Source organism: Gordonia rhizosphera NBRC 16068 (genome assembly GCF_000298195.1).
GTDB lineage: Bacteria > Actinomycetota > Actinomycetes > Mycobacteriales > Mycobacteriaceae > Gordonia > Gordonia rhizosphera.
Genome location: NZ_BAHC01000244.1, coordinates 1 through 13,666, shown reverse-complemented (window position 1 = coordinate 13,666; position 13,666 = coordinate 1). Strand labels below are relative to the sequence as shown.

7 protein-coding genes and 5 pseudogenes are annotated in these 13,666 nt (G+C 63.2%); 7 read left to right on the top strand and 5 right to left on the bottom strand.

The window, feature by feature from the left end; translation table 11 throughout:
• From GORHZ_RS30470 to GORHZ_RS32315, 3 genes and pseudogenes are all read right to left on the bottom strand, one after another.
• On the bottom strand, positions 1–640 hold a 640-nt coding region (locus GORHZ_RS30470; RefSeq protein ID WP_006339329.1), incomplete at its 3' end, for a nucleoside-diphosphate sugar epimerase/dehydratase.
• A 614-nt stretch (positions 641–1,254) separates the two neighbouring features.
• A pseudogene (locus GORHZ_RS28150) lies at positions 1,255–2,175 on the bottom strand (IS982 family transposase).
• 695 nt (positions 2,176–2,870) lie between these two features.
• Positions 2,871–3,608: pseudogene (locus GORHZ_RS32315) on the bottom strand (acyltransferase family protein); the annotation flags it as partial.
• 612 nt (positions 3,609–4,220) lie between these two features.
• Here GORHZ_RS32315 and GORHZ_RS32310 point away from each other — a divergent pair.
• From GORHZ_RS32310 to GORHZ_RS28125, 3 genes are all read left to right on the top strand, one after another.
• Complete coding sequence (locus tag GORHZ_RS32310; RefSeq protein WP_083877469.1) at positions 4,221–5,423, top strand: glycosyltransferase family 4 protein; 1,203 nt, start codon at positions 4,221–4,223, stop codon at positions 5,421–5,423.
• A gap of 237 nt (positions 5,424–5,660) precedes the next feature.
• Entirely contained in the window at positions 5,661–6,074 is a 414-nt protein-coding gene (locus GORHZ_RS28130) for an alpha/beta fold hydrolase (protein ID WP_245551543.1), read from the top strand.
• 137 nt (positions 6,075–6,211) lie between these two features.
• The gene (locus tag GORHZ_RS28125) at positions 6,212–7,048 is read left to right on the top strand and encodes an SGNH/GDSL hydrolase family protein (protein WP_040533925.1); all 837 of its coding nucleotides are present in this window, start codon (positions 6,212–6,214) and stop codon (positions 7,046–7,048) included.
• A gap of 72 nt (positions 7,049–7,120) precedes the next feature.
• Here the strand turns inward: GORHZ_RS28125 and GORHZ_RS28120 are convergent.
• A pseudogene (locus GORHZ_RS28120) lies at positions 7,121–8,093 on the bottom strand (IS1634 family transposase); the annotation flags it as partial.
• A gap of 270 nt (positions 8,094–8,363) precedes the next feature.
• Between GORHZ_RS28120 and GORHZ_RS28115 the strand changes: the two are divergent.
• The 3 genes from GORHZ_RS28115 to GORHZ_RS28105 are packed head-to-tail and all read left to right on the top strand — an operon-like array spanning position 8,364 to position 11,370.
• Complete coding sequence (locus GORHZ_RS28115) at positions 8,364–9,458, top strand: tyrosine-type recombinase/integrase (RefSeq protein WP_006339321.1); 1,095 nt, start codon at positions 8,364–8,366, stop codon at positions 9,456–9,458.
• Positions 9,458–10,384: a tyrosine-type recombinase/integrase gene (locus GORHZ_RS28110; RefSeq protein ID WP_006339320.1), complete on the top strand. Its 927-nt coding sequence runs from the start codon at positions 9,458–9,460 to the stop codon at positions 10,382–10,384. Before GORHZ_RS28115 ends, GORHZ_RS28110 begins: the two co-directional genes overlap by 1 nt.
• Positions 10,381–11,370 carry a tyrosine-type recombinase/integrase gene (locus tag GORHZ_RS28105; protein ID WP_006339319.1) on the top strand — a complete coding sequence of 330 codons (990 nt, stop codon included), beginning with the start codon at positions 10,381–10,383 and terminating at the stop codon, positions 11,368–11,370. Before GORHZ_RS28110 ends, GORHZ_RS28105 begins: the two co-directional genes overlap by 4 nt.
• Positions 11,371–11,480: 110 nt before the next feature.
• Here GORHZ_RS28105 and GORHZ_RS28100 read toward each other — a convergent pair.
• Positions 11,481–12,014: pseudogene (locus GORHZ_RS28100) on the bottom strand (IS1634 family transposase); the annotation flags it as partial.
• Positions 12,015–12,781: 767 nt separating this feature from the next.
• On the opposite strand from GORHZ_RS28100, the pseudogene GORHZ_RS31890 reads away from it, so the two are divergent.
• A pseudogene (locus tag GORHZ_RS31890) lies at positions 12,782–13,626 on the top strand (1,4-dihydroxy-2-naphthoate polyprenyltransferase).
• Positions 13,627–13,666: the final 40 nt, after the last annotated feature.

The window sequence follows — 13,666 nt, the reverse complement described above, 5'->3', positions numbered from 1 at the left end:
GGCGTTCTGGCATGCAGATGCCCACGACTCGGAAACCGAGTGCTGGCTTGCAAGTTAATCGCTCCATAAGAGGAGCGGCCGACTTAATTCCCCCGACCACGAGCACGTTTTCGAGGTGCTTAGACGCGACACGTTGCCTGACGAGTTGCTGGCGCCACAGCCAGCGCGAAAGCACGAGACCGAAGGTGCCGACCGGAAGTGCTAGGGCGAGAAAACCGCGGGCAATGCTGAGGTTGAACAGCAGGTCAACAATTGCCAAGACACCGAAGACCGACACGGAGGCCGAGACCACCCGGCTGTACTCCTGCGATCCGGAGCCGATGATCCGACGATCGAGACTCTGGAACGCTCGCAATGACAGAAGCCAGACAACTCCAAGAATAACGGATACCAAAGCCGCGGGTGCTTTGGCACCGCCGTTTGGGGCCAGGGCATCATCAGAACCGAAACGCGCCCACTGCGCGAGGACAACGCTAGCGGTCACAATGACCGCATCGGACCATGCGAGTCTCGCAAGATACCGCCATACCCACAGCCGCGAACGCTCCGATGTGCGACCGATGTACCACCGTCGCCGCGCCAGACCGCCATCGGCTGCTCCCGAAGGTCCGCTGAAGGCCTGACTCTGGCTGCTGGTCACAAATCCTCCCGCTCACTCTGGTTCGACTTCTCCAAGAACGGAAGCGGTAGACGTAACCAAAGCGCCATCCACATCAGTCCGCCGTCAGGCGAAAAGCCCAGCCCTGAGAAGACCTTGTGAAGCGTATTAGAGAGACCTGACATCGACAACTTGAACCCCCCATTCGGCTTAGTGACGAGACTCCAAGTTCGAGGTCAGAAGACCGTGTGTCCCCTCAAGCGGGGCGAGCAAGACCGGTCATCAATCGGGAAACTTGAAGCGTTCTCTACCGCGAGGACGGCCCCAGAACGCGAGGTCTACGACTTCTGACCGGCAATCTAGGAAACCTCGACCACCTATTGAAGGTTCACACGGAGGGGCACTCGGCAAGGCGGTCGTCAACCTCTGCTAGCGACATATACCTCACAAATTGGTCAGGCGGGGTGACCGCCGAGGAAGCCCAGACCAGTCTGGTCGCGTTCTGCCGCACCGGCTCGGATGTACGGATCATCCGGAGTGACCGAACGCCTCGGCGACAGGCACATCGAAATCGCCGCCGTGTGAGGGATCGGGATCGCGCGTCACCACCTCGCAGACCCAGCACCGGCGCTTAGTTAGATAATTGATTCCTGTGATCAGTGGTCGTAGGCGGTCAGTGAACGCTTGACGCTGGCACCGACGCGGTCGTTGTGCCAGATGGCGGCAGTCATGGCGAGGACGCGTTGGGCGATGCGAGCGCAAACGCCGGCGGTGGTGCGACCACCGTGGTGTTCGAGGTCGAGTTGTCCTTTCAACGTGTCGTTGACCGATTCGATGATCTGGCGCAACGGCTTGAAGAATCGTTCACCGCCGCGGGGTTGTTCGCCTTTGCGGGTCGGGCGCAGCAGGGTGATCCCGGCCTCGGCGAGATCGTGTTCGAAGATGCGTCCGTAGTAGTTCTTGTCGGCGATGACCAGGTGCGGGCCGGCCGCGACGATCTCGGCGATACCGGCTGTGCCGGTGAGGATGTCACACAGCACATGTCGTTCGTCGGCTTTGGCGCCGGTCAACGCCCACCCGACCGGAACCCCGTGCAGTGTGCAGACCAGATGCAGGCGCAGCCCCCCGAAGTAGCGCGAATGCGACGCGCAGTATCCGTACTCGGCCCACCCGGCCAACTCGGAACGTTTCGCGGTCTCCCGCGAGCGCCCGCACTCGACGGGAGTGGAATCGACCACCCAGGTGTCGTCGTCGCCGACACCGGTCATCGACGCCAGGGTACGGGTCAGCCAGGCCATCGTCGGAGCCAGCGCGCGCAGGTGTTTGTTGTAGCCGGGCTGGCTGGGCACGATCGGAAACATGTCGAGCTGATGGGCCCGCGCATAGCGCAGCCAGCGGCGTTCGCTGGTGAACCCCAGCAACGCCTACAGCACCGCCAGGGTCAGCATCTCGGCGTCGCTGGTGGCGGCGGTGAACCTGCCGGCCGGTCGGATCGCGACACGCTCAGGATGGGCTTTGAGTAGATCGTCGCAGGTCACATAGAGTGCAGTGGCGAGGGTGTCCAGGTCAGCGTTCAGATCGACCTCCAGGTCAGTGTTTGGGTAAGCAACGCTGAGTCTGGACGCCCTCCACCTTTAATCACACGCGACACACCAGTAACGTCACCGGGAATCACTCATCTAGATCCGCGACGCCGGCCATTTCGCTCTCGAGTAGGTGGCGATGGCATCGACAGCCACCGATGGCACACCACATTGCCGTCAGGAGCGCACCCCACCTGCCCAACCCCTCTGGCTTTCGGCCGCCCACATGCACCCCGCATCAGGAAGAGCTGTAACAGCCACCTATACCAAGCGTCTGACAGTCGCCTTGTCGTCGGACCTAGGAGTTAGACAGGAGGCAACGCCATCTCGGTCCTTGACCGGACCCTCGGGAGCAGGTGCTTTATCCTTGCGGGCGGCAATCCTCACGAATGGATTCTCCATGTAACGCGCTGCGATCCATGCGACCAGCACGATCACAGGACTGATTATCACCCAGAGGATGGCGAGTTGCCACACGGGAGGCAGGTCGAACGGCTGTACAATGAGCTGCCACAAGACTTGCAGTAGCTGGGCGTGGATAAGATACAGTGTGTATGAGAATGCGGCAATTGTCGCTAGGGGTCTCCATGACAATGCTCGGGCTACAATTCGCAATCGGCCCTGTTCCATCGGCACGATCAGACAGATCGTGGCTAGTCCGAATAAGATATCAAGCCACCAGTAGTCGTTTAGCGTGGACGCATAGCCAAAGATCCACAGCACTGAGACTGCGGTGCCGCACACATCGCGCCGATCGCTCGCCACGGGATACGGGCGGCGACATCGGGGCGGCGCCGCACACAAATACAAGCTCCGGCCGCCAGCGCAAATAGCAGGTAGTAACTCGGGTACAGCTGCCAGAGGCGTGAATCTAGCAGGGCGGCCGCTGCGATGCCCGCGAGGCCGATGAGCGAGGCGACGCCGACCGCTGTGGGCCAGTTGATACGTCGCCAAAGGACAAGCATTAACGGCAGCAATAGGTAGATGTGGTATTCGATCGAGATCGACCAAAACGTATACGCAGCGTTGCCCCCAGGCAGAACCTCCTGAAGGAGGAGGAAATTAGCAATCCAGCCCATGGGGCTTGGTGGCAGCGATTGGTCCCAGTGAGTTCCAGTAGGTCTGTCGATCACCGTGACTGAAAGAACGATAGTTATCACGAGGGCGATCCAGTACGGTGGAATTATGCGCCAGGATCTTTTCCGCATGTATCCTCGGAGCCCTCCGGGCAGCTGCCCGTCACGTTTCGCAATACCTCCCGCAAGGGAATAGCCGGCTAGCACGATGAAAACGGTTACCCCGAAGTGTCCCCATATCGCCCATCCGAATACTTCGCCGGGCCAGCCGGTGACAATACCGGTGAATCGATCAGGGTACGCAGTCATAAAGGCGTGGTGAATCAGCACGTAGAGGGCTGCGCATGCCCGAACCCCGTCGAGTTAGGCAATCCTGTTTCGTGTGTGATCGTTATCTGGTGTGAGGGAGGTCACCTAAGCATCATCCTTGACAGCGGAGACGCCTGCACAATGAGCCTGCCGCCGAACCGAAAGGCGTAGGGTTCTGAGCAGCGCGATGCCACGGAAGCAGAAGGAGTGCGACCGGGATTTCCGCGACCGAGCGGTGAGGACTCACCAACCAGGACGGGCAGGACGGTCGCCCTGGGCCATTTATCAACTGCAGCCGACAACCGACTCGTGTTTGACGGTTGAATTTTGCCCCCTTGGTTGTGCTGCTTGACGTGTGTGACGAGGTCTCGTCGGGTTTTGGTGTGCTATGCGTCACCGTTGATGGCGATGCCTTCGCCTCATTGCCCGAGAGCGGCTCCCCGAACCGTAGAGGTGCCGATGATGATAAGCATAACCTCTGAGAAACGTCGAAGTGCGACCAGCAGTTCGTGGCGGCGTGATCCGGATCGTGGCGGATGAGGGTAAGCCGATCGCGCAGTTCGCGCTGGATTTGCGGGTCAACCAGGCAACCTGGGTGACCCACTAGACTGCAAGAACGTCGTCACGAACTAGCGGTTCCGTACCTGCTAATCAGTGTCAGAACGACCAGGTGAGCATGAAGGGGTCATTGTCGTGAAGATAGCTGTTATACATAGTCGCTATCGATCCGCCCAACCGAGCGGAGAAAACGTCGCCGTGCAGGCGCAGATCGAGAACTTGCAGGCTGCGGGAAATGAAGTATTCGTATACCAGAAAGAAAGTGATAATATCCGAGAATCCGCGCACGGACTGATTACCACTGGCCTACGGGTTGCACGGAATGCTGGGTCGAATCCGGATACTTGGATCAATGAGGTTGATCCCGACATCGTCCACGTACACAACACTTTCCCCAACATCTCGACTGATTTCCTCGATCGCTGCCGAGTTCCACTAGTAGCCACACTACACAACTTCCGGCACTCTTGCGCTGCCGGAACCTTCTATAGCGACGGGCAACTGTGTACTGAATGTATCGATCGTGGTCCGAGCAGGGCAATTGCGAAGAGATGCTACCGAAATTCCCGACTTGCGACATTACCGATGGCAGTGGGGCCATCGCGAGGCGCATTGCGGAGCAAATTGGTCGCAAAGGCGGATCGGTTGGTAACAATGTCCGGTCGCGCCCGAGAAATGCATATTCACGCTGGGATTTCAGCCGACTCTTTGGCCCTTATTCCAAACTTTCGGCCCGACTCTTCAGCGCGCGCAACGTTTAGTCGTGGAAAGTGGATATATATTGGTCGACTTTCACCAGAAAAGGGGATACTCGATCTCGCGCGAGAGTGGCCGGAGGGCCATCGACTCGAGATATACGGCGACGGTCCACTCTGGGGTTCAATCGCAGCGATTAACAATCCGGATGTCCATTTGAACGCTCCCGTTCCTGCAGAGCGCGTTGATGACCTTCTTCAATCTGCTACAGGGGTTGTTTTTCCGAGCACCTGGCCAGAATCGGCGTTTCCAATGTCCTATCTAGATGCCTTGTGCGTCGGACTCCCGGTGCTCGCCCGCAGAGGCAACTCCGCCGCTGACGATGTGGAAGAGTCGGGAAGCGGAGCGACATTTGAAAATTCCTCCGACATACATCAGGCGATGGCCCAGATTGAGGTGAACTGGACAAGCTACGCGACAAACTCCCGTGTGAGTTACGAAAGCAAGTTCACCCCGCAGCTATGGATTTCAGCGATCGAAGAACTGTACAGTGAGGTCATTGAAGGCTACGGGTCGAAGTCGGGTCGGCCGGTGACTATGTGAGCCGCGACATGGGGAGCTTCGTTCGATTCGCCACAGCTGGTGGTAGGAACCGACCACGACGTCCGCGTTGTGGGACCCAACGAGACGGTTGACGTGAGGTGCCAACGGATGGTGAGCGGTCAGAACGCCTCCTCGGGGGTGACGTGGTAGCCCGTGGCGTCGCGGCCAGACGGTAGTGTCGCTGCCAGTGTTGGCGATGAGGGTGTCGAGGCGGACGACGAGTTGCTAGTCGCGCAGGTGAACCCACAGATCAATCCGGCCGACTACCTGCACGGAATCGACCCGCGCGATGCGGCGGCGCTGGCCTCCTGCGCATCGGGACGGACCGCGCTCGCCCGTCAGCCCGCTCCCCCCGCAGCGTCAGCGTTGGTGGCGCCGTCGGCGGCCGCCGACGAACTGACCGCGGTGCTCGGCGAGTACGCATTGCCGCGGGTGAAGACCGAGGTGCCGATCCTCGCGATCTACGGCAGCGAGGATCAGGTCATCCCGGCCGACGTGATGGAGGTCACACTGCAGCGGGGCTGCGCGCTCGGGGATCGGCTGGTCCGGGTGCCACGCGAAGGCCAAGGTCATTCCCTGGATCCGGGCCCGACGATGCCGACGTGGATGCGGGATCGGGTCGAGGGCCGTCCGGTCGAATCCGATTGTTGAGCCATTCGGAGGACACCGCGGTAACGCGGACCATGTGAATGCCCGCTATCGTGTCTCCCGTCAGATCCTGCATTGGAGATTTGTGGCGTCGACCGACGAAGCAAGGCAGGCGGGAAGAAGCCGGAGAGATGCAACCAATGTCGAAGGTGGTCAAGCGCGTCTACGGATCGGCGCCATTGTGGGCGTGGATCGTGATGGGCGTCTGTGTCGTCGTGCTCGTCGTCGGCCTGATCATCTCCGGTAACCGCACCGCCCCGACCTCGACCTCGTCGGTGGCCAACGGCATGGCGTCGACGGCGGCCGCACCCGCGACACCGGCCACGGTGGCCTTCATCGACGACGCGAAGGCCAATCCCAGCACACCCAAGACGTTGGTCCTGCTCGGCGACTCCACCGGCGCCGACCGTGACGGCTGGGCGCCGGCGCTCGGACGCTCGATCAGCCGCTCGCTGGACCGGCCCGTCGCCACCAAGTACTGGAACACCCAGACCGGCGCCTACGGCGCGATGGTCGGCCTCGGCAACGGCACCAACGGGGCCGTCGGCTTCTGGAACGGCAGCGCCGCCGGCAAGGACGTGGACTACACGCTGCAGAACCTCGACAAGATCATCCAGCCCGATGTGACGCCCGATTTGATCCTGCTGAACTTCGGCCACACCGAGGACCCGAGCAAGCCGCTCGCGCCGCAGGTGCAGCCACTGATCAACGAACTCCGCCAGAAGTACCCGAACGCCGACATCGCGGTAATCAAGCAGAACCCGGAGAAGGGCGCCGATTCGTCCGACCAGCTCTCGGGATACGCCGCGGCGATGGATGCCGAGGGCATCCAGGTCATCGACGTCTACTCGGCCTTCCCCACCGACGAGGCCGCGCTGGCCGCGGTGATGAGCGACGACGTCAACCCGAATGCGGCCGGGCAGCGGCTGTGGACGCGGACGGTGCTCGCGGCGTTCGGGTTGCCGGAGGCGCAGTAGGCGCACCCGACCCGACCAGCGGGGAACCTGCCACCACCATTACGCCCTGGCTGTAACCCGAGTTTTATCAAATTAGTGCGGCCCGCTGATCGCGGTCAGGGCTTCGTGCAGGTCGTCGGGTAGCGGGTCGGCGGCGGTGATGGTGTGGCCGCCGGCCTCGATGGTGATGGTGCGGTAGCGGCGGGCGGTGGTGACGAACTTTCTGATCGACCAGCCCGAGCGGGCCTCGATGATCCGCGTGACGGCCTAGCGCGGCGAACACGATCGTCAGGTGCGCCTCGATCGACTCGCGGGTGCGATGGTAGATCGGGCGGGCGGCCAGGTCGTGTTTGGACATCCGGAAGCCCTGCTCGATCTTCCACAGGTTGTGGTAGGTACCGATCACGAATTCCGCTGTGGGAGAGGAGATGTTGGTGGCATAGACTTTCAACCCGGCCAGCATGCGAGCCTTGGCCTCCAACTCCCGGTTCACGCTCTTGTCCGCACCCTTGAGGGAGACGAACCGGTTGCGTTTCACCGGGATGGTGCCGGCCACCGCCTTTTCGGCCTTGCCGATCTGCTCGTCGATACCCCGCAGGCTGCGCCGGGCGCGGTCGGCGCTGTAGGCGTAGTAGACGACCTGATCGCGGCGATAGCTGGTCTTGGCATTGGCCGGATACCGCTGCGTCAGGATGAGCCCGTCCGGCGGTGTCGAATCGGGATTATCCTTGTGCCACTGGGAAATCAGATACGGGATGGTGGGGATCTTCTCACCGAGGATGAACGAGAGCCCCGCGGATTCGATGGCCTGTTTGTTCGCCGCGGAGATCATCCCGGCGTCAGCGACCACGGTGATGTCGTCGAGCTGATGAGCCTTCATGAACGCCCGTAAGGTGGGCATCATGGTGGCGGTCTCGGCTTTGTTTCCCTCGAACGCCTCGAGCTGCAACGGAAACCCCGACGCATCGGTCAGCAGGCCGACGGTTATCTGCGGCTCGAGCCGGCGCTCCTTGGAGAATCCGGGCTCGCGGAACCCGTCGGCCTTGTCGGTTTCGAAATACAGGGTTTATGCCGATCTTTCGGTTATGCCGATGTGGTGAGCATATGTGCAGCTCGGCGCGTGTTCGGCCGTGCGGATTGTCGGCATAACGGGCAGATGTGAGCCTTCGAGTAGTCGCTTATTCGGAGGTGGTTGTGGTGATTGCCGTGATGCCCAGAACGGTGCGCGGTCCGCTGGCTGGGGTGGTGATGGATCGACTCTCAGCGTGGCTTGCCGAGGAGTGCGCCCACGATGGTCGGTCAGGTTCTTGGTGTTGCTCGAGGTTTGAGCATCTGGATGGATGATCATGACATCGCGTTGAAAGTGTTGACGGCCAACATCATTGACGCGTTCGGCGCCGAGTACGGTCCCGGGGTTGCCGGCCACACGCTGGTCAGTGAACGGTTGCCGACGGTGCGCCGGTTCCTGCGTGATGCCGGGTACCTTGCCGGGCGTCCCGGCAAGCGTGCCCGGCGCCCGGCGGGCAAACCCGCTGATCAGGTCAGCGAGGCGGCCAGTCACGAACTCGAGGAGTGGGCGCGCTGGCAACGCGAGGTCCGGGGGATCGGCCTGGGCTGCATCACCCATCGCCGGGCCTGGGTCAATAGGTTGGTCGACTCACTGTGTGGTGCGGGCGAGATTGATTGGAAGGCTTGCGATGTCAATATGCTCAATGCTTTCATCACGCACCGCTCGGTAGACCTGTCGCCGGCGTCGCGGGCGTTGATTGTTGATGCGACACGGTCATTGATGCGGTGGGCCCTGGCGACCGGTCGAGTCGACCACGATCTCTCAGGTGGGATTCTGCGCGCTCGCTACACGCGGGCAACGCTACCGCGCGGACTATCACCGGCCCAGGTCCAGGAGTTGCTCGGCGCCTGTGATCCGGCCGCGGTCATCGGTATCCGGGATCGGGCGGTGATCACGATGCTGTGGCGGTTGGGAGTACGCTGCGGCGAGACCGCCGGCCTGGGTTTGGATGACATCGACTGGGCCAGCGGGCGGCTGACGGTGATCGGCAAACAGCAGCGCCGGTTGACCCTGCCGATCCCGGTCGATGTGGGCCAGACGCTGGTGGCGTGGCTTCGTGTGCGGCCCACCGGCGCCGACGATCGGGCGCTGTTCGTGCGTCTGCGCACACCGATCCGCGCGCTGACTGCCGCGGGGATCTCCGGTATCGTCGCTCACCGCGCCGATCAGGCTGGACTCGGTGTCGTCCACGCACACCGGTTGCGTCACACCGCGGCGATGAACGTGATCGCCGCTGGCGGCACCCCGATCGAGGCGCGAGAACTCCTCGGTCACCACACCGCGTCGAGCACGCGGGTGTACGCCAGAACCGACCTGACATCGTTGCGGGCGTTGACCGTGCCATTCGGGCAGGTACCGTGATGAGTCTGCGAGAGGACCTTGACACCTATCTGGCCCAGCGCCGCGCGTTGGGGTTTCACCTCAAGCCTGCCGAGTACCTGCTCGGCCAGTTCTGCACTTGGCTCGACGCCCACGGCAAATCCGACGCATTCACCATTGACGACGCCGTCACCTGGGCTCGCGACCGACCCGATGCCGCACCGGTGTGGTGGTCGCAACGACTGAGCGCTGTGCGCCCATTCGCGGCCTGGCTCAACGCATCCGGCGCCGGTATCCCGATCATCCCCGCCGGGCTACTCCCGATCACCACGACTCGTCGAGCTCCCTACATCTATTCCCAAACCGATCTCGACCGGTTGCTCGATGCCTGCCCGATACTGTTCCCGACCACGCGCGTGGCCGTCACGATGCGCACCATCATCGGGCTCCTCGCGGTCACCGGACTGCGGATCGGTGAAGCGCTGCGGCTGCGAGTCGGCGACCTCGACGTCGCCGAGAACGTGTTGGTCGTGCACGCCACCAAGGCCCCGCTCGACCGACTGGTACCGCTGCACCCATCGACGACCACGACACTGGTCGCCTATCTGAATCTGCCTGAGCGGCTGGCGACCTGCCCGTCACCGACCGGACCGATATTCGTCAACAACCGTGGCGGCGCGTATGTCGTGGAGACCATCGAGCAGCACTTCGCGGCACTCGTCGATCACCTCCGGCTGACACCTGCAGGTCAGCGGCGACCCAGGTTGCACGACCTACGCCACGCATTTTGCACGCGGCACATGATTGCCGCCTATACCAGCGACGCCGATCCGGCCCGCACCCTGACGTTGCTGTCGACCTGGCTCGGCCACACCGACCCGCAACACACCTACTGGTACCTCAGCGCGGTCCCCGAATTGCTGGCCGCCGCCGCACAACGCCTTGAGCTGCAAGGAGATTCCCAGTGACCGCACTGGCCGCCGAACTGCAAACCTACTTCTCGGTGTTCGCCCGGACGCAACGAGATCTCTCCGAGCACACCATCACCGCCTACCGAGACACCTGGCGGCTGCTGCTCACCTTCCTCGCCGACACGACCGAACAACGCGCCGAACACATCGATTTCGATCAACTCGATGCAGCCCACGTTGCCGCGTTCCTCGACTACCTCGAGCACCAGCGAGGCAACAGCACCGCCACCCGCAACGCCCGGCTCAGCGCCATCCGCGCGGTGCTCACCCACGCCCTACCCGGACATCTCGACCACGCCGGGACCATCTCCCAGGTCCTGGCGATCCCACCCAAACGCCACCCCACACCAATGCTGGAGTTCCTCACCGCCGCCGAGTCCGACGCCCTGATCGCCGCCCCCGACCGCAGCACCTGGACCGGCCGGCGTGACCACGCCATTCTCGTCCTGGCCCTCCAGACAGGACTGCGCATCAGCGAACTACGTTCTCTCACCTACACATCCGTGCACCTGGGCACCGCCGCCAGCGTCACCTGCACCGGCAAAGGCCGACGCACCCGCGCAACACCCCTGACGCCGACCACCACCGCTGTCCTGGCCACCTACCTCGCCGAACGCCACACACGATCCGGTACCGCACTCTTCAGCGGACCCCGTGGCCAGCAACTCTCACCAGATGCCTTCGAGCATCGACTAAAGGTCCACGCGACCACCGCTGCCACCGCATGCCCGAGCCTGGCCGACAAACACCTCACCATGCACACCCTGCGCCACACCGCCGCGATGAACCTCCTCGCCGCAGGCGTCGACATCTCGGTCATCGCCCTCTGGCTGGGCCACCAACACACCCACTCCACCGACGCCTACCTGCACGCCGACATGACCATCAAACAGAAAGCGATCGACCGCACCCGCACACCCGAGACCACCCCCGGGATCTATCACCCCGAACCAGACATCCTCGCCTGGCTCACCACCCTCTGATTATGCCGACAACCGCGACCATCGAATTGGGCCTTGACCTGCACATATGCTCACCACATCGGCATAACCGAAAGATCGGCATAAACCCTGTTATGCCGACGTCGGCATAACAGCGTGGTCACGTCGTACATCAGCAGGCTCGCCGGCCCTACCTGGGCCTGGGCTGCGCATGCGGTGGCCAGGCGTCGTCGCCAGTCCGGCTCGGCATACGCGGGCAGGCGCCGGTTGAGCGTCGGATACGACATCGGCGACATGCCCGCCTCGGACAGCACCCGCAGCGAGTCGAGTTTGCTGGTCGGCTCGATGATCCGCGCCAGCACCAGGTCACGAAACACCTGGTCACCGCTGGCCGCGGCATCGAATCCGAGTTCGTCGTAGACACCGATCACCGCCTCGCACAGGTGCCCCATCCGCGAGGACGTGATCGGCAGCGGCCCGGCCCCGGACTGCACCTCCAGGCCCAGATCCAACTCTTGTTGACCACCGGCGATGCGTTGCGCGGCGACCGCTTTCAACGCCGCGACCGCGGCCTCATCGTGCGCGGACCCCAGGTGCTCGATCTCGCGCGACCCGCGCCGTGACGAGTGCACGATCTGCACCGCCGTCGCTCCCGACGCGGTCTTCACCGTCCGCACATACGCCACATCAGCAGCCTACGAACCCACAATTAGTGCGCAAATTCAGCGCCACGACCACCCATCACCGCAGGTCACAGCCTCGGGTCGGGCCAGAAGGCGCTGCGGTGACAAAAGTCAGGCGGGGAACCTGCCGGGGAACCTGCCACTACCATTACGCCCTGGCTGTAACCCACACCCCGGAGATCCCGGCCCATCGGTTCCGTCAATTCGGTCGACGTGAGGCGCTGCGCACGCTCCTACTGGGCACCGCGGCGCTGACCGCCGCGGCCTGCACCGGCGACAACCCGGCTCCCTCCGCACCCGAACCGCATGCGCGATGGGGGTGCGCTCACCCCACGGTCACACCCGCCCCCGGCTCCACGAACTCCCCATCGCGGGGCTGACCACACTGGCCGGAATCCCGCCCGCTTATCTGCAACGCTTCGCGGCCATCGGTGACGCCGTACCGTCGCCGACGTCGACGCGGTCACCGCCGCCGAGGCGACACCCCGCTCTCGCTGGGACCGTGGGTGCCCGACGGCGGGGTTGTCCAGGTATGCCTGTCGCGCATCGCCGCCGGCGACTTCCACGAAGACCTCTACCATCGCCGCGCCTCCGACAGAGCGGCGACGATGCCCGTGCCTGTTGCCACGCCGATGACGGCCAGGCCCGGAGGCGTAGCGCAACGCTTGGTGAAGTTCGCCACACCAGGACAGGCGTCACGACCGCGCGCGGTCGTCACGAGCACCGGCCCACCACCCCGATTTTGCCCGTGGCAGGATCAACCGGCGGCAATCCCGAAGCAGTGGTTAAGGGGCGCACGTCCCGGACGCTGCCCAACGCTGTCGCGCCCGTTGCGGTGTCGGCGCGTCCAACACTTGGGTGATGTCGTCTGGTGGAAGGCGGTTCTTGCGCTCGTCGTCACGATATCGTCTAATCATCGGCGTCAACTTCGCCAACGACTCCTCCAAAGGGATCCGCGGCGCCGAACAACGACCGCGTCGGCCCATGCGACTGGTCGGCTCCGGAGCGGCCTCCCCGCTACGGTCAAGCGCGCCGCCTTTCTCGCTTCGGCATCGGCGCGATCTGCGGGCTCGTACTCGCGATCACCACCGCCCGGTGGCTGGTCGTCGTCGGCTCTATCTCTATCGCCGGCACATGGTTCTGCACCGGCGGCAAACGTCCGTACGACTTCATCGGCCTCGGCGAGGTCGCCGTGTTCGTGTTCTTCGGCCTCGTCGCGGTACTCGGCACCCCGTTTGTGGGTCGGCGATTGGGTCGGCTGGGTGGGACTCGCTTGTGCCGTGGCGGGCGACTCGATCTCCACCGCAGTGCTGGTGGTCAACAATCTCCGCGACGTCCCCACCGACACCGAGTCCGGCAAAATGACCGCAGTCCGGTTGGGTGATACGTCGACGGGCATTCTGTTCGGTGTGCGGGTCTTTGTGCCGGCGGTCATCAGCGTCGTGCTGATCACGGCGAGAACGTGGGCACTACTCAGTCTCGCGGCGCTGCCACTGATGTGGGCGGCCTCTACCGGTCCGACGCGGCACTACCGGTCCCCGGCTGATCCCTTCGATCGCCGTCACCGGCCAGGCGATGCTCGCGGTGGGCGGTCTTCACCGCCCTAGATGATTGATTCCTGGTGATCAGTGATCGTAGGCGGTCAGTGAGCGCTT

What these genes read in the sequence shown, in the direction of transcription:
- GORHZ_RS28125 (WP_040533925.1), top strand. Translation starts at nt 6,212, where the DNA reads ATGTCGAAGGTGGTCAAGCGCGTCTACGGATCGGCGCCATTGTGGGCG.
- GORHZ_RS28115 (WP_006339321.1), top strand. Translation starts at nt 8,364, where the DNA reads ATGGATGATCATGACATCGCGTTGAAAGTGTTGACGGCCAACATCATT.
- GORHZ_RS28110 (WP_006339320.1), top strand. Translation starts at nt 9,458, where the DNA reads ATGAGTCTGCGAGAGGACCTTGACACCTATCTGGCCCAGCGCCGCGCG.